Annotated in this window: 16 protein-coding genes and 1 pseudogene; 15 read left to right on the top strand and 2 right to left on the bottom strand. The window is 70.5% G+C overall.

All coding sequences use genetic code 11. The annotated features are described in order from the left end of the window. Nucleotides 1–31: 31 nt before the first annotated feature. Complete coding sequence (locus ACFC96_RS11425; RefSeq protein ID WP_376611669.1) at nt 32–1,186, bottom strand: ROK family protein; 1,155 nt, start codon at nt 1,184–1,186, stop codon at nt 32–34. A 374-nt stretch (nt 1,187–1,560) separates the two neighbouring features. Between ACFC96_RS11425 and ACFC96_RS11420 the strand changes: the two are divergent. From ACFC96_RS11420 to ACFC96_RS11405, 4 genes and pseudogenes are all read left to right on the top strand, one after another. Continuing rightward, a pseudogene (locus tag ACFC96_RS11420) lies at nt 1,561–1,923 on the top strand (hypothetical protein); the annotation flags it as partial. Further along, entirely contained in the window at nt 1,920–3,125 is a 1,206-nt protein-coding gene (locus tag ACFC96_RS11415) for a Gfo/Idh/MocA family protein (RefSeq protein WP_376611667.1), read from the top strand. The pseudogene ACFC96_RS11420 and the gene ACFC96_RS11415, both read left to right, overlap by 4 nt. 105 nt (nt 3,126–3,230) lie before the next feature. Then, entirely contained in the window at nt 3,231–3,866 is a 636-nt protein-coding gene (locus tag ACFC96_RS11410; RefSeq protein ID WP_376611665.1) for an LAETG motif-containing sortase-dependent surface protein, read from the top strand. 71 nt (nt 3,867–3,937) lie between these two features. Continuing rightward, nucleotides 3,938–4,477 (top strand): 2'-5' RNA ligase family protein, encoded by a 540-nt coding sequence (locus ACFC96_RS11405; protein WP_376253417.1) that lies wholly within the window; start codon nt 3,938–3,940, stop codon nt 4,475–4,477. A gap of 4 nt (nt 4,478–4,481) precedes the next feature. Here the strand turns inward: ACFC96_RS11405 and ACFC96_RS11400 are convergent, their stop codons facing one another. Next, nucleotides 4,482–4,790 (bottom strand): zinc-ribbon domain-containing protein, encoded by a 309-nt coding sequence (locus tag ACFC96_RS11400; protein ID WP_376611664.1) that lies wholly within the window; start codon nt 4,788–4,790, stop codon nt 4,482–4,484. Nucleotides 4,791–5,062: 272 nt separating this feature from the next. Between ACFC96_RS11400 and ACFC96_RS11395 the strand changes: the two genes are divergently transcribed. From ACFC96_RS11395 to ACFC96_RS11345, 11 genes are all read left to right on the top strand, one after another. Continuing rightward, nucleotides 5,063–5,245, top strand: a complete 183-nt coding sequence (locus ACFC96_RS11395) for a hypothetical protein (protein ID WP_340459363.1) — start codon at nt 5,063–5,065, stop codon at nt 5,243–5,245. A 105-nt stretch (nt 5,246–5,350) separates the two neighbouring features. Then, nucleotides 5,351–6,766 (top strand): phenylacetate--CoA ligase family protein, encoded by a 1,416-nt coding sequence (locus tag ACFC96_RS11390; RefSeq protein ID WP_376253423.1) that lies wholly within the window; start codon nt 5,351–5,353, stop codon nt 6,764–6,766. Continuing rightward, nucleotides 6,763–7,656 (top strand): hypothetical protein, encoded by an 894-nt coding sequence (locus tag ACFC96_RS11385; protein WP_376611662.1) that lies wholly within the window; start codon nt 6,763–6,765, stop codon nt 7,654–7,656. The genes ACFC96_RS11390 and ACFC96_RS11385 overlap by 4 nt, the downstream gene beginning before the upstream one ends. Before the next feature lie 240 nt (nt 7,657–7,896). Next, a complete protein-coding gene (locus ACFC96_RS11380; protein ID WP_376611660.1) occupies nt 7,897–8,844 on the top strand; it encodes an ABC transporter substrate-binding protein in 948 nt (315 codons plus the stop codon). A 20-nt stretch (nt 8,845–8,864) separates the two neighbouring features. Beyond that, the gene (locus ACFC96_RS11375) at nt 8,865–9,812 is read left to right on the top strand and encodes an amino acid ABC transporter permease (RefSeq protein WP_376253783.1); all 948 of its coding nucleotides are present in this window, start codon (nt 8,865–8,867) and stop codon (nt 9,810–9,812) included. 8 nt (nt 9,813–9,820) lie between these two features. Beyond that, the gene (locus ACFC96_RS11370) at nt 9,821–10,573 is read left to right on the top strand and encodes an amino acid ABC transporter ATP-binding protein (RefSeq protein ID WP_376612281.1); all 753 of its coding nucleotides are present in this window, start codon (nt 9,821–9,823) and stop codon (nt 10,571–10,573) included. Next, nucleotides 10,570–11,784 carry a M20 family metallopeptidase gene (locus ACFC96_RS11365; protein ID WP_376227468.1) on the top strand — a complete coding sequence of 405 codons (1,215 nt, stop codon included), beginning with the start codon at nt 10,570–10,572 and terminating at the stop codon, nt 11,782–11,784. The genes ACFC96_RS11370 and ACFC96_RS11365 overlap by 4 nt, the downstream gene beginning before the upstream one ends. Nucleotides 11,785–11,946: 162 nt before the next feature. After that, nucleotides 11,947–12,819 carry a MurR/RpiR family transcriptional regulator gene (locus tag ACFC96_RS11360; RefSeq protein ID WP_376611658.1) on the top strand — a complete coding sequence of 291 codons (873 nt, stop codon included), beginning with the start codon at nt 11,947–11,949 and terminating at the stop codon, nt 12,817–12,819. Between the two features lie 176 nt (nt 12,820–12,995). Further along, entirely contained in the window at nt 12,996–14,441 is a 1,446-nt protein-coding gene (locus tag ACFC96_RS11355; protein ID WP_376611656.1) for a hydrolase, read from the top strand. A gap of 66 nt (nt 14,442–14,507) precedes the next feature. Further along, nucleotides 14,508–15,296 carry an SAM-dependent methyltransferase gene (locus ACFC96_RS11350; protein WP_376253437.1) on the top strand — a complete coding sequence of 263 codons (789 nt, stop codon included), beginning with the start codon at nt 14,508–14,510 and terminating at the stop codon, nt 15,294–15,296. Nucleotides 15,297–15,371: 75 nt separating this feature from the next. Further along, nucleotides 15,372–15,884: a hypothetical protein gene (locus ACFC96_RS11345; RefSeq protein WP_340460205.1), complete on the top strand. Its 513-nt coding sequence runs from the start codon at nt 15,372–15,374 to the stop codon at nt 15,882–15,884. The last annotated feature ends 161 nt before the right edge of the window (nt 15,885–16,045 follow it).

The following is a 16,045-nucleotide window of genomic DNA, read 5'->3' as shown; positions in this document are numbered from 1 at the left end:
CGAGAGGCCCTGGCCCCCGCCGGTGTGCCCCTCACTCCTCGTTCGTCCCCAGTACCAGTACCTGGATGGCCAGGACCGCGGCGCCGCGGGCCCACTCGTGGAAGTCGGAGACCTTCGTCTCCAGATGGACGGGGTCCGCCATGGGGTGGCGGTTGGCGAGGATCGCCTCGTGGACCGTGCCGCCCGCGACATCGGCGAGGCCCACCCCCTCGCCCGCCAGCAGGATCTTCTCCGGCATCGCGAAGTTGGCGATCTGCGCGACCAGCGTGCCCAGGGCTCGCGCCGCCTCGCCGGTCACGCGGGAGCAGAGCGGGTCGCCGGCCGCGGCGGCGGCCAGGATCTCCTCGTAGGTCACGTCGCGTCCGGTGGCCGCGCGGACCTGGTAGCAGATGCTGGGGATGGTCAACAGGGCCATGGCGCTGCCCCGTTCGCCCTCCGGGGTGAGCGGGCCGTTGGGGTCGATGATCCAGCGCTTGCCGACCCCGTGGCCGTCCTCTCCGGTGCGGACCAGGCGCCCGCCGAGCATCAGGCCGTAGCCGATGCCCGCCCCGATGGTGAGGACCGCGAACCGTTCGAGGCCGCGGCCGGCGCCGAACCAGGCCTCGGCCTCGATCAGCGCCGCCACGTCGCTGTCGACGACGACGGGCAGCCCCGTGCGCCCTTCGGCCATCTCGCCGAGCGGTACTTCCGCCCAGCCGAGGAAGGTGTTCGTGACGACGGTCGCCCGGTTCCGGACGTCGCCGCCCACGCCGATGCCGATCCCGGCGAGGCGGGGGAAGTTCTCCTGGAAACCGTTGGTCATCCGGTGCAGCAGGTCGGCGATCTCCTCCGGGTCGTGCGTGTCCAGGGGTTCGGAGCGGCGGGCGACGATCTCGCTTCTGAGGGTGGTGACCACCCCGTAGACCGCGTCACCCGTGATCTTGAACCCGGCGAAGCTCTGGGACCCGGCCACGATGTCGAGGGGCTGCGAGGGGCGTCCCTGGCGTAGTGAAGCCGCCGTCGTGGCCTCCTCGACGAGCAGACCGGACTCGATGAGCGGCTTGGTCAGGCGGGTGAGGCTGCCCGGGGACAGGCTGAGCCGCTTGGCGATCTCGCTGCGGGACAGCGGGCCATGGGTCAACACCTCGATCGCCACCGCCCGTTCACCGGGGCTCAGGGGCAGCCAGCTCGCGGTACGTGCGCTCATGGGCTCCTCGCGCCGGTCGGTGAAGGGGGTTGCCTGCGGCCTGAGTCTGTCACAGCCTGTGACAAAGAATTATTCCGCGGCGGAAGCAATATCAAGGCCGAATTCGCTGGCAGTGCAATCCAGAAGGTCTCTGTAGGCCCCTTGACGCCAGGATTGTTCCGCGTCAAAAGTAATCGGCGCGAGGACGAGTCGCGGACGAGGGAGTCTCGGATGACTGTCGCCTCAAGCGGCCCGCCCACCCGAGTGCGGCTGCCTGGTGCCGAAACGGCCAGGCGGAAGACCGAGGAACGGATCAGGGAGCGGGACGGTGGCGGACACGGCGGGGACGGCGCCCTCGCGGCGGTCTTCATCGCCCCGGCGCTGCCCGGATTCCTGGCGCCGAGAAGTGGCTGGCCCACCTCGCCTCCCACGCCTGACGGCGGACGGTCGGCGAGCACGGGATCGTGTTCCCCGCCACCAAGGACGGCACGGCGGCGGCCGTGGCCGCGTACAAGAAGGACGGCATCGACGTCACGGCGTTCACCGAGCCTGTTGCCGACAGGACGACCCTCTCCTTCCCGATCGCCAACTACGCGGCGGACGTGTACGCGTTGATGCGGCCCGCCATGCAGGACATCTACGCCAACGATGCGCCCGTCGGCGGCCTCGACCGCACCGACAGCCAGATCAACCTCCTGCTCTCCCAGTGCAGTTCCGTGAATTCCAGTGAAGTCCAGTCTGTGAAGGGATCCTCATGACGTTCTCCATCGGCATCGTCGGCGCCGGGCAGTTCTCCGGGCAGTTCGCCAAGCTGTTCCGCGCCCACCCCGGTGTCGGCGACATCCACGTCACGGACCTGCTGCCGGAGCGCGCCGAACAGCTCGTCGCCGCCGAGCGGCTCGCCGGAACCTTCCCCTCGTTCGAGGCCATGCTGGAGTCCGACGCCGTCGACGCCGTGGCGGTCTTCACCCAGCGCTGGACCCACGGCCCGCTCGTCCTGCGGGCGTTGCGCGCCGGGAAGCACGTGTACTCGGCGGTGCCGATGGCGATCACCGAGGACGAGATCGCCGCCATCATCGAAGCCGTGCGCGACACGGGGCTGACGTACATGATGGGCGAGACCAGCCAGTACAACCCGGCGACCGTGCACGCCCGCAACCAGATCGCCGACGGCGCTTTCGGACGGCTCTTCTACGCCGAGGGCGACTACGTCCACGACATGGACCTCGGCTTCTACGACGCCTACCGGTACAGCGGCGGCGACGACTGGAAGGCCACCGCCAGCTATCCGCCCCTGCTCTACCCGACGCACTCCGTCGGCGGTGTGCTCGGAGCCTGGCAGACCCACGCCGTGAGCGTCTCCGCGATCGGTGTGCCCGACGAGCGCGGGGACGGGGTCTTCGACAAGGAGGTGAGCCAGTTCGGCAACGACCTGTCGAACGCGACGGCACTCTTCGAGGTCGCGGGCGGCGGCTCGTTCCGTACGAACGAGTTCCGCAGGGTCGGCTATCCGTCACACATCCGCGAATCGCGGTTCCGGTTCTTCGGCACCGACGCCAGCATGGAGCAGCTGGCCACGGTCAGCTTCTGGCAGGACAAGAAGGGGGTGCGGGACATCTCGGAACTCCTCCGGCCCAAGCCGACGCTGGCGGCCGACGACCCCTCGCTCCAGCACATCGCGCCCGCTCTCAGGGACGCGTTCACGTCCGGCTCGGCGCCCGTGCACGACCGCGCCCGGCTGCCCCGCGAGTTCGACCACATGCCCAACGGCCACGAGGGAAGTCACCACTTCCTCGTCGACGACTTCGTCACCGCCGTCGCCACGAGGACCCAGCCGTCGGTGAACGCGTGGGTGGCCGCCCGCTACACGCTGCCCGGCATCGTCGCCCACGAATCGGCCCTGCGTGGGGGTGCACGTCTGGACATCCCGGACTTCGGGGACGCTCCCAACTCCCTGTGAACCAGGGGGCGCAGGTTAAGGGGGAGGCGGTTGTGAGCCTATGGTGCGTCAGGAGTAGGGTGCGCGCACTGTCAAACGGGGTGAACACATCGCGGAGGAAATTCTGTGGTTGAGAACAAGAAGACGTGGCGGGCATCGGGCGCCCTCATAGCGGCCGCCACGGCCGGTGCGTTCGGCGTGGGGCTCTTCGCGAGCCCGGCGCAGGCGCACACCCCCGTGTGGGAGGTGACCTGCTCCCAGGTCAGCCTCGACCTGACCAACTACGGGTCGCGGTCCGAGAACACGGTGACCGTCACGGTGGACGGCAAGGACCTCCTGCCCACCGAGACGTTCAAGAACGATTTCCACAAGCAGCTGGACCTGCCCGAGCACAGCAAGGAACTCACGGTCCGCCTCGTCGTGAAGGCCGGCGACGGCGACCAGTACTCGCGTGACGAGGAGAAGACGGCCCCGGTGTGCGAGGGCAGCACGCCCAAGCCGTCGGACACTCCGAAGCCGACTCCGACGCCGTCCAAGCCGGCCGACACGGCGTCTCCCACGCCGAGCGACAAGCCCAGCACGGCGACGAGCTCCGCTGCCGCGGTGCCCTCGTCCAAGCCGAGCGCCGACTCGGGCGACCTCGCCGAGACGGGCTCGTCCAGCGCCACGCCGCTCATCGCCGGTGCGGCCGCCGTGGTGATCGTCGCGGGTGGCGGCCTCGTGTGGGCGACGCGCAAGCGTCGCGGCGCCGCTCAGGGCTGAGACCATGTGCGGGGGCGGGCCGTTCCTGGTCCGCCCCCGCACGCATGTCCCAGCACGGAGGTGAGGTGGCCATGACGGCCGTCGGCGAGGGGCGCGCCCCGGAGGACCGGAGCGCTCTGGTCATCACCCTGCCCATGGCGAACCCGCTGCTCGAAGCAGCGGCGGAGGTCAACCCCGCGCTGGTGAGAAAGGGCCTGCCCGCCCATGTCTCGCTGCTCTACCCGTTCCTGACCGCGGCGGAGCTGACGGCGGACGTCGACGCCGAGGTGCGCGACCTCGCGTCGTCACTGCCCGCGGTCGAGACGGATCTGAAGGACTTCGTGGTGGCGCCGCGCTTCGTCGCCGTCCCGGTACCCGCGCTGCAGCCCGTGGCCGAAGCGTTCTGCGCGCGCTGGCCGCACATCGCCCCGTACGGCGGCCGGTTCGGGGAGCGCCCCGAGCCCCATGTCACGCTGGCGACCGGGGCCACGGACGAGGAGACGGAGCTCGTGCGGGACCGGGTGCGGCCGCTGCTCCCGCTGCGCGTGGCGGCCTGGCGCGTCGATCTCGTGGTCCGCACCGACGGGGACTGGCGGCTGCGCCTCACGGCGCCGTTCGCCGCCAGCCCCTGAACGACTACTGCTGGTACGGGTTCTGGCCGAGCGGCTGGCCAGGCTGCTGCTGGCCCTGCGCCGGGTGAGGGGCGGGGGCGGAGGCCTGCGCGAGCAGCGCCTCCGCCTGCTCCTTGGCGACCTGGTGCTCGATTCCGCAGAACGTGCACTGCGAGCGGTACCTGGTGGAGATGGGGAACAGCGGCACGAAGAACAGCGTGAACTTCGTGACGTACTTGCGCAGCGCGTGCGCCGCGGGATTGCCGCAGTTGCCACAGACGAACGTGAGCATGGCGAGCTGGTACAGATATCCCCGCGTACCGAAAATGATCATTGGTGGCCCCTCCCGACCGGCGGCCCGCCGGCACATGAGCGGCGGTGGACCGCCATCGTAGAGGGAGCACACCGAGGCCGGTCCGGCGCAGGGGCCCTGAGGAGGCGTCGAGGTCCAGGGCAGCCGTCATCGCCTCCATTGCCTCCATCGCCACCACCTGACTGCTCCGTGGATGACCGTGAGCGGCGCCGGCACTCGTCGCGTGGGCGCGGGAGAGGCCGGAGACGGGACGATCTCGCCCGATTGCATGTTTCGGTGCGGACAATGGATCGTTGGGCGCGTTCTTGACAGAAGAGTTTGCCGCAATGAGCATCGTTGTGCTTTCACCGGCCGGTGAAGGTCATCCGAACGATGGAGGGGGTTTACGAATGTCCGCGATCGTTTCCACGCTCAAGCACACCAAGTACGTCATGGGTTCGCTGGCGGCGGTGCTCTTCACCAACTGCCCCAGCTGACGCGGCGACGGGGCGGGCGGCGACTGCCGCCCGCCCCGTCTCTCTGCCTCGATCCAGGGGCTCACGGTTCACGGTGCGCGATGTGTCGAAGGCGGGGGAGGAACCATGTTCGACGCGGGGATCCGGCAGTTCCGCATGGCGCTGGCGATGGTGCTCGGCCGCCCCATCGACGTACGGTCCGCCGAGCGGCTGGTCGAGGACGCCTTGGCGACGATCGCCGAGTTCGGCTCGCCGGGAGAGGACGTCGAGCAACTCCTGCGGGGCGCGGCCGCCGACCCGCAACTGCGCGCCGACCTGACGAACAAGGCGCTGCGCCGCACCGCCAGGCGGCTGGCCGACAAGTCACCCTTCTACGCGGAGCACTTCGAGGCCGCGGGCGTCGACCCGGCCACGCTGACCGTCGACACCATGGGCCGCGTCCCCGTCACCACGAAGACGGACCTCGTCAAGCGGTCCCGCGACTTTCTGTGCGGCGAGCCGTTTCTCGCCTCGCGCACCACCGGCACGACGGGCCGCCCCGCCGAGGTCTGGTACTCCCGCTACGAGGAGCGGCTGTGGCCCGCTCTGGTGGCTCTCTCGCAGGTCCTGCGCGGCAATGTCCGCACCACGGACCTCGTCCAGTTCAACGTCAGCTCCCGCGCCACCGGCACCGCGTACGCGGAGATGCAGGTGGCCCGCATGGCCGGGGCCGCGATCCGCATGGTCGGCCTGGTGCCCCCGGCCGAGACCCTCGACCTCACCGTCGGCACCGACGCCCCCGCCCCGACCCTGATGGTCACCTATCCGAGCTACCTGGGCCAGTTGGTCGTCCTCGCGCGTGAACGGGGCCTCGGGCCCGCCGACTTCCGGCTGCGGCGCATCAACGTGGGAAGCGAAGTCCTGTCGCCTGCCCTGGCGTCGGCGGCCGAGGAGACCTTCGGTGCCCCGGTCCACGACGGCTACGGCATGACCGAGGTGACTCCGGTCGCGGGGGCGATCTGCGCGCAGCGGCATCTGCACATCGACGCCGGGATCGGTCTCGTCGAGGTGTGCGACCTGGAGACCGGGGAACCGGCCGAGCCCGGTGCGCTCGGCACCATCGTCGCCACCCCCTTCTACCCGTACCGGGAGTGCATGCCACTCTTTCGCTACGACACCCGTGATCTCGTACGGCGCCTGCCCGACGAGCCCTTGACCTGCGAGATGGCGAACGTCCCGGCCACCTCGCACATCCTCGGCAAGGCCGACCACGTGCTGAGCACCCGTGCCGGGGCCGTGATGCCGCGCGACATCATCGAGGTCCTCGACGCGCTGCCGGGCGCCCGGTGGCCCATGCGCTACCGGACCGATGTCACCGACGGCCGCCTACGGCTCGAACTCGCCACCGCGTGCGCCGCGGACAACAGCCCGGCCGACATCGCCGGCCGCCTCGCCGCGGCAGGCATCGACGCGACCGTCGCCCTCACCGACGCCGAAGGACACCGACTGCGGCGGTACCGCTGCGACTTGGTCGAGCACAGCTTCGCCGGGAGGGCCTCGTGAGCGCCGCACAGTCCGTGTTCTTCACCCTCGTCACGCTGGGCATCGCCCTGGGCGTCTCGCTCGCCGGCGTCGCGTACTTCCGGCTCGTCACCCTGCCGAGGCCGGCGGTCGGCGCCTTCAACGGCAACGACATGGTCATCATGATGGGCTTCGTCATCGCCCTGCCGTTCCTCTACCTGGCCCTGCCCGGCGCGCTCCTGCCGCCCGTCCTCGGCCTCACGCTGGCGGGCGGTCTCGCCGTCGCCTACGGTCCCGTGGTGCGAAGCGCCCGGCTGCGGTGGCTCCTCATCATCGCGCTCCTCGCGGCCGACTGGTTCGCCGCGCGCACCGCCGAACACGATCCGACCCACGCGCCGGCGTACTGGCTGATCAACAGCACCGTCATCATGCTGATGGCGGTCGGTGCCGCCAACCTCAACGCCCAGGGTGGTCTGCGTCTGCGGCACGTCGCCCGGTTCGCGCTCGCCCTCGCCGCGTACGACCTGTTCTTCGCCACCGCCGTGCCCATCACACAGCGGCTCTTCGAGGCCGTACAGGGCTATGCCTTCGCGCCCTCCGCGGGCCTGCGGGTGGGGGATCTCGGCGCGGTGCTCGGCATGGGGGACCTCCTCGTGTACGCGCTCTACAGCACCGTCGCGTACAAGGCGTACGGGCGGTCCGGTCTCGCCATGGCTCTGTGCCTCGTCGCGGCGTTCGGCGCGCTGCTCCCGACCCTGACACCGGTCACGGTCGAGGCGTTCACCGGGCATCTTCCCGCGATCGTGCCCGCGCAGATCTTCTTCGGGCCCGCCGCCTTCGTCGGTCATCTGGTGCTGCGGAGGCGTGGCCCTGAGCGCCGTATGGCGGACGTCCGCCCGCCCGCTCCGGTGCCGGCCTCCGTGGCCGCGTAGAGCACCGTCGGACCTGTACGCCCGGCAGGCCGGCCTCGGTCATGACGTCCGCCCGCCCCGGTAGGGAGGGCGCGTCGGGCCTCGTTTCCGTCGACGAGACATGGAGCAGATGCCTGTCCGAGCGCGTTCAGGCATGTAACGCCTATTACATCTAGCCATTGTCGGCATTGATGTGTAACTTCTGGGACGTCGCCGGAGGTGATTCCGTGCGCTTCGGACGTCCGAGAGGGAACGACGTTGATGTACATCTCTGTGCCCCGCCGCGGGGCGACTGCCGTGCTGGCCTGCACGGCTCTGGCGGTGGTCTCCGGCTGCGGCGCGGGCGGCTCCGGCAGGGCCGAGCCGGCGTCACGGGGCAAGATCGCCGGGGTCACCGTCACGCGGGACGCGGCGCTGCACGAGGCCCTGCCCGAGCAGATCAGGAAGGCGGGCACCGTGCGCGTGGCCACGGACGTCCCCTACCCGCCGTTCGCGATGTTCGTCACCGAGGGGAAGAGCGAACTGACCGGCCTGGACTACGACCTCGGCCAGGCCCTGGGCGCGAAGCTCGGCGTCAGGTTCGCCTTCACCCCGACGAAGTTCGACGGCATCGTGCCCGCGCTCCAGGCCGGCAAGTTCGACGCCGCGATGTCGGCCCTGACCGACAACAGGGAGCGGCAGAAGGTCGTCGACTTCGTCGACTACTCGCGTTCCGGCTCGGGCATCCTGGTGGCCGAGGGCAACCCGGCGAAGATCAGCACGCTGGACGACCTCTGCGGCAGGAAGGTCGGGGTCCAGGCGGCGACCAACCAGTACAAGCTGCTCGAGGCCCACCAGGCCGAGTGCCGGGCGGCCGGCCGGAAGGCGGCCGACATCCAGACCTTCCCCAAGGACTCGGACGCCCAACTCGCCCTGCGTTCGGGCAAGGTGACGGCCGAGGTCGTCACCAAACCCGCCGCCGGATGGTCGGCCAAGACCGCCGACGGCGGCAAGGCCTTCGACCTGGCCGAGGACCCCAAGGCGCCGGCGGGCTACCGCGCCTCACCCAACGGCATCGCGGTGTCCAGACACCTTCCGCAACTGACCGACGCGATCCGGCGGGCGCTCCAGGCCCTCATCGACGACGGCACCCTCACCAAGATCTGCGACAAATACGGCGTCGCCTCCATCGCCGTGAAGGAAGCCACCAAGAACGCGGCGGTGGACTAGAGATGGCCACCACCACCCCCATGGGCACGCCGCGCACGGGTGAGCCCTCCGCATCCGACGCCTTCGAGATCGTCCCCGTCCGTCACTGGGGCCGCTGGGTCTCCGCGCTGGTCGCGGTCGCCGCGCTGGCCGGGCTCATCGGCTCGCTCGCGAAGAACGGCAACCTGCACTGGGACGTCGTCGGCCACTACCTGTTCGCCGGGCTGATCTTCGACGGTCTGGCCACCACACTGTGGCTGACCGTCGCCGCGATGACGCTCGGCCTCGTCCTCGGCACCCTCGTCGCCGTCATGCGGCTCTCCGACGACCCGGTCCTGTACGGCCTTTCGTCGCTGTTCGTCTGGGTCTTCCGCGGCACCCCGCTGCTCGTACAGATCATCTTCTGGGGATACGCCGGAGCCCTCTACCAGCACGTGATGGTCGGCATCCCGTTCACCGGCGTCACCTTCTTCCAGGCCGACACCAACACGCTGCTCACCCCTGCTGTCGCCGCCCTGCTCGCGCTCGGCCTGAACGAGGCCGCGTACGCCTCCGAGATCGTGCGCGCGGGCATCCGGTCCGTCGACGCCGGACAGACCGAGGCGGCCCACTCGCTCGGCATGCGCCCGGCGCTCACCATGCGGCGGATCGTGCTGCCCCAGGCGATGCGGGTGATCATCCCGCCGCTGGGCAACGAGACGATCAACATGCTCAAGATGACCGCCCTCGTGTCGGTGATCGCGGCGCACGACCTCATGTCCAACATCCAGGACGTGTACGGGCAGAACTACCAGGTCATCCCCATGCTCGTGGTGGCGTCCCTCTGGTACCTGGCCCTGGTCAGCGTCCTGAGCGTCCCGCAGGCGTGGCTCGAACGCCGCTACGGGCGCGGCACGGCCCGCGGCGCCGCGGTCTCCCCGCTGCGGCGCTTGTGCGCCGGATCCCTCACGGCCCTGCGCGGCCGCACACAGAAGGAGGCGGGCCGTTGAACGCGCCCATGGTGCACGCCGAGGGCGTGCGCAAACACTTCGGCAAGCTCCAGGTCCTCAAGGGCATCGACCTGACGGTCGAACGCGGCCAGGTCTGCTGCCTGTTGGGGCCCTCGGGGTCCGGCAAGTCCACGTTCCTGCGGTGCATCAACCATCTGGAGAAGATCGACGCGGGGCGCCTCTCCGTCGACGGCGAGCCGGTCGGCCACCGGCCGCAGGGCACCCGCCTCCACGAGCTGCGTGAGCGCGAGGTCGCCGCCCGGAGGCGCGACATCGGCATGGTGTTCCAGCGGTTCAACCTCTTCCCGCACATGACGGCCCTGGAGAACGTCATGGAAGCCCCCGTCAAGGTGGCCGGCGTCGGCAGGGACCAGGCCCGCGACGAGGCGAGGGCCCTGCTGGACCAGGTGGGGCTCGCCGACCGGGAGGGCCACTACCCGGCCGAGCTCTCGGGCGGCCAGCAGCAGCGCGTCGCCATCGCCCGCGCCCTCGCCATGAAGCCGAAGCTGATGCTGTTCGACGAACCGACATCGGCGCTCGACCCCGAACTCGTCGGCGACGTCCTCGACGTCATGCGCCGGCTGGCGGACGACGGCATGACCATGGTCGTCGTCACGCACGAGATCGGTTTCGCCCGCGAAGTCGGTGATCTGGCCGTCTTCATGGACGAAGGCGTCGTCGTCGAATCCGGTGACCCCCGGCGGGTCCTGGCCGCACCGGAGCAGGAGCGCACCCGCGCGTTCCTGTCGAAGGTCCTGTGAGCGCCCCGCCCCGCCGGCAGCCACTCGACCAGGCGCTGCTGGCCCTGTCCCACCAACACCGGCCGCGGTACCTCGAAGACCTGGCCGAACTCGTCGCGATCGACTCCGGCTCCTACAGCTCCGCCGGCGTCGACCGGGTCGCCGACCTGGTCCGGGCCCGTCTCGAGCGTCTGGACTTCTCCGTGGAACGCGTCCCGCTGCCGCCGGCCCACGGGCACCGCATCGGGGACGTGCTCATCGGACGCAGGCAAGGTCGCCTCGCCGTCGCCGACGGAGGCCGCAGACTCCTGCTCGCCGCGCACATGGACACCGTCTTCGACGACGGGGCCGCCGCCGAACGCCCCTTCTCCCTCAGCGGATCCCTCGCCCACGGCCCCGGCGTCAGCGACGACAAGGGAGGCATGGTCGCGGGACTGGCCGCCCTCGAGATCCTCGCCCGGGCCGGGGTCGAGGACTACGCGGAGCTCGTCTTCCTCGCCACGCCGGACGAGGAGATCGGCTCACCCGCCAGCAGACCGGTCACCCGGCGGGCCGCCGAGGGGGCGCACTACGCCCTCGCCCTGGAATGCGCCCGGGAGAACGGCGACCTGGTCATCGCCCGCAAGGGTGTGGCCGACTTCAGGCTCACCGTCACGGGCCGCGCCGCGCACGCGGGCATCGAACCCGAACGCGGAGCGAACGCGGCTCTGGCCGCCGCCCACCTCGTCATCGCGATCCAGGCGCTGAACGGCACGTGGGAGGGTGTCACCCTCAACGTCGGCGTCGTCCGTGCGGGCAGCCGCTTCAACATCGTCTGCCCGGACGCGGAACTCCTCGTCGAGATCCGCTCGGCCACGGACAGCGGCATGCGCGCCGCCACCGCCGCCATCCAGGAGGCCGCCGCGCGGACCGTAGTCCCCGGAACCCGCGTCACCGTCGAGGAACTCGCATCCTGCCCGCCGATGGAGGCCACCGATGCCTCCCGCCGGATGTTCGACCGGGCCAAGGACATCGGTGTACGCCTGGGCCTGTCCTTCGGGGCCACGGCGACGGGCGGCGTGGGAGACGCCAACACCATCGCCGGCACAGGGGTCCCGACCCTGGACGGCCTGGGACCGGTCGGCGGCGCCGACCACACCCCCGAGGAGTGGCTCGACGTCAGTACGGTCCCCGCCCGGATCGCCCTGCTCGCCTCTCTCATCGCCGACCTGGGTGACAGCCGCAGCGACTGACGCTGCCCCCGACGCTCCCGCACCGGTTCACCGCGCCGTTGCCCGGTGCGGGAGCACCCGTCGTGGCCCCGGGGCGCGGCGACAGCCGGGACCACAGGTCCGGAGATCGGCATTAGGCTCGGCCCGCGGGCCCACGCCCGCCGACCGAGAAAGGAACCCGCGATGGCCTCCGGCGCACTCGCCGACGTGATCCGGCACAAGCTGGGCGACCTCAGCCCCGCCGAGCGCAAGGTCGCCCGCGTCCTCCTGGCCAATTACCCCTCCGCCGGCTTCGAGACCGTCGCCGTCCTCGCCGAGCGGGCGGGCGTCAGCGCCCCGACCGTCATCCGCTTCGTCGGCCGGCTCGGCTACCGCGGCTTCCCCGACTTCCAGACCGCCCTGCGCGGGGAACTCGACGAACGCAACGCGTCGCCCCTGTCCCTGTACGAATCCGCCGACCGCGCCGGCACCGACGAGAGGGCGGGCGGCGACGCGTCCCTCCTCGGCCGGAGCAGCCGGCTGTTCAGCTCCGCCGTCGCCCAGACCCTCACCGAACTCCCGTCGCACGACCTGGAACACGCCGTCACGCTGCTGGCCGACGGCAAGCGGCGCATCACGCTGGCAGGCGGCCGCTTCACCCATCTCCTCGCCCAGTATCTCGGGCTGCACCTCATGCAACTGCGTGGTGACATCCGGCTCCTGCCCGCGGGCGACGTCGAGCGGACCGCGGTGCTCGGCGCGCTCACCCGCCGGGACGTCCTGATCGTCTTCGACTACCGCCGTTACGAGCAGGACAAGGTGACCATGGCCCAACTCGCCCTGGAACAGGGCGCGAAGGTCATCCTGTTCACCGACAGATGGCTGTCCCCGGTCTCCGCGCACGCCGAGGTCGTGCTGCCCAGCCTGGTCACGACGCCGTCGCCGTACGACAGCTTCGTGCCCACCCTCGCGGTGGTCGAGACCGTCGTTGCCGGAGTCGTCGCGGCCCTCGGCGACGAGGCGCCGGTGCGCCTGCGGCACACCGAGGAGATCGCGCGGCGTATGGGCCTGCAGTGACGCGGGGCATCCGACCGCGGTGACGTGGACGGTCGGCCCGCGATGCCCTGTCGGGGCACCGGTTTGCCATGTACTGTTCAATCACGCGTGGTCCTCCCTCTTCCCGGTCGGTGTTCTACGCGCGCAGAATCGACACCCGCACCGCCTTCTCCCCACCCCTCACGGAGGTATGACGGATGCTCGGATCCAGACGTCCCCGCCGCCGCGTCGCCTGTGCGGCCGCCGTCCTCGGAATGCTTCTCGCCGGCGTGACGGCAGGTCAGGCAGCCACCGCCGCCACCCCGGCCGCCGCCGCGACGCCCCATCGCGTGCTCTTCGACAACACCAAGGCCGAGACCGCCGGCAACGCCGACTGGATCATCGGCACGAGCCAGCCCGACCCGCTCGGCCAGGACGCGACCCCGTCCGCCGAGAACGACTGGACGGGCGCGCTCTCCGCCTGGGGCGTGGGCCTTCAGAAGACGGGCGACTACGCACTCAAGACCCTGCCGTCCGGCAACACCATCACGTACGGGACCTCGTCGGCCCTGGACCTCAAGAACTTCGACACGTTCGTGCTGCCCGAGCCGAACGTGCTGCTCAGCGCGGCGGAGAAGACCGCCGTCATGAAGTTCGTCCAGAACGGCGGCGGTCTCTTCCTCATCTCCGACCACACCGGCGCGGACCGCAACAACGACGGCATCGACGCGGTCGAGGTCATCAACGACCTCATGACCGGCAACTCCGTCGACTCCACGGACCCGTTCGGCTTCTCCGTCGACACGCTGAGCATCAGCACCGACAACCCGAAGGCCATCACCTCCACCACCGACCCGGTCATCAACGGGTCGTTCGGCAAGGTCGGCGGCAGCATCATCCGCAGCGGCACGACGGCCACGCTCAAGCCGGCCGACAACTCCTCGGTCAAGGGCCTGGTCTACCGCACCGGTTCCTCCGGCAACACGGGTGCCTTCTTCGCCACCAGCACGTTCGGCAGCGGCCGCGTCGCGTTCTGGGGCGACAGCTCCCCGATCGACGACGGCACGGGCCAGTCCGGCAACACGCTCTACGACGGCTGGAACGACCCGGCGGGCACGAACGCGACCCTCGCCCTGAACGCCACCGAGTGGCTCTCCGGAGCCACCGGCAGCAGTGGGGGAGGCGGTGGCACGTGCACCGCCGCCCAGCTCCTCGGCAACCCGGGCTTCGAATCGGGCGGCACCGCCTGGACCGCCTCCAGCGGGGTCATCACCAACGACACCGGGGAACCCGCGCGCACCGGCACCTACAAGGCCTGGATGAACGGTTACGGCTCCGCCCACACCGACACCCTGTCGCAGTCGGTGAACATCCCGACGGGCTGCGGGGCCCGCCTCAGCCTCTACCTCCACATCGACACGGCCGAGACCACCACCAGCACGGCGTACGACACGCTCAAGGTGCAGGTCCTCAACAGCGGCGGCACGGTCCTGTCGACGCTCGCCACGTACTCCAACCTCGACGCGGCCTCGGGCTACGCGCTCAAGACGTTCGACCTGGGGGCGTACGCGGGGCAGTCGGTGACCCTGAAACTGACCGGCACCGAAGGGTCCACCCTCCAGACGTCGTTCGTCGTCGACGACACATCGGTCGGTGTGAGCTGACCGACCGCGGGTCGCCTGCCAACCGTCCGTATTGACAACCGAGTTGCTGTGGCAGACTGCGTGGCCATGACGGCAGAGACACCATCCACCCCCCGGATAGACACCAGCAAGCCCCACCCGGCCCGTGTCTACGACTATCTCCTCGGCGGCAAGGACAACTATCCCGTCGACGAGGAGGTGGGGGAGCAACTGCCTCCCCAGGCGCGGGACGCGGCGCGCCAGAACCGCGAGTTCATGCACCGCGCCGTCGCGTGGCTGGCGGGCACCGGCGTCGACCAGTTCCTCGACATCGGCACCGGGATCCCGACCGCGCCGAACCTGCACCAGATCGTCCAGGGGATCCGCCCCGAGTCGCGCGTCGTCTACACGGACAACGACCCCATCGTGCTGAGGCACGCCGAGGCCCTGCTGGTCAGCAGCCCCGAGGGCATGACCGACTACGTCCAGGGTGATGTGCGCGCACCCCGGGAGATCCTCGACCACGCCCGTAAGCTGCTCGATTTCGACCGGCCGATCGCGCTCTCGCTCATCGCGCTCATGCACTTCCTGCCCGGTGAGCAGGAGCCGTACGACATCGTCTCCACCCTGGTGGAAGCACTGCCGTCCGGCAGTTATCTCGTGCTGTCGCATGCGTCGTCCGACATCTTCCCGGAGCTTTCCGCGCAGGTGACGGCCGAGTACGCGAAGGGCGGGATCCAGCTCGGCTTCCGTTCGCGCGACGGGGTCGGCCGCTTCTTCGAGGGGCTCGAAATCGTGGAGCCGGGCCTGGTGACGGCGACGGAGTGGTTCCGGGACACGGTCGCCCCGCGCGCGGAGGACGGCGGAATCTACGCCGTGGTGGCGCGCAAGCCGTAGCCGCATCACGGCGGACACCGATGCAGCGTCCGGCGGGAGCGACCTCCCGACGGGCGCTGCATCTATGGTTCGCGCATGGCAGTGAATGTGGAGAAAAAGGGAGAGTTGCTCAACACGCTCCGTGAGCGGCTGAAGGAGCGCATCTACGCCGCGATCACGATGCTCGCGGTGGTCGTGGGCCTCGCGCAGAACCCGCACACCGGGCACTGGACCGCTGCCGCCTATGTGACGGGGACGGCGGTCGGCCTGTGGCTGGCCACGCTGGTGGCGGACGTGCAGTCGCACCGCGTCGTGCACAAGCGGTTCCCGGGACGCGCCGAGGCCCGGCACATGCTGTACGTCAGCAGCCCTCTCCTGTCGTCCGCGGCCGGCCCGCTGGTGATGGACGCGCTGTCCGCGACGGGCGCCCTCGACCTCGACACCGCTCTGTGGATCGCGGCAGGCGTGGGCGTCGCCGGCCTCGCCGCCTGGGGCTTCGAGGGTGGCCGCCGGATGGGCGGCGGTCTGATCGCGTCGAGCCTGGCGGCCGTGGTCGACGCGGTGATCGGGCTCGGAGTGGTGGGGGTGAAGCTCCTCGCGGGACACTGACCGCCCGCGCCTTCTGAGTCCCTCCCGAGGGTCGCGACGCCCAAGTCCTGCGCGGCGAAGTCGGGTTCGAGGGAATGCCGCGGCGGGCCGAACGGTGGGGCGTGGGGCCCCCCCCCGGCAGCCGCCCCCGGGGTGGGACCCCCCACGCCGGGGGGGCGACC

The sequence above is a fragment of the Streptomyces sp. NPDC055955 genome, from assembly GCF_042270245.1.
GTDB lineage: Bacteria > Actinomycetota > Actinomycetes > Streptomycetales > Streptomycetaceae > Streptomyces.
Note: the sequence above shows the minus strand (reverse complement) of the source record. Positions and strands in the feature narration are given on the sequence as shown.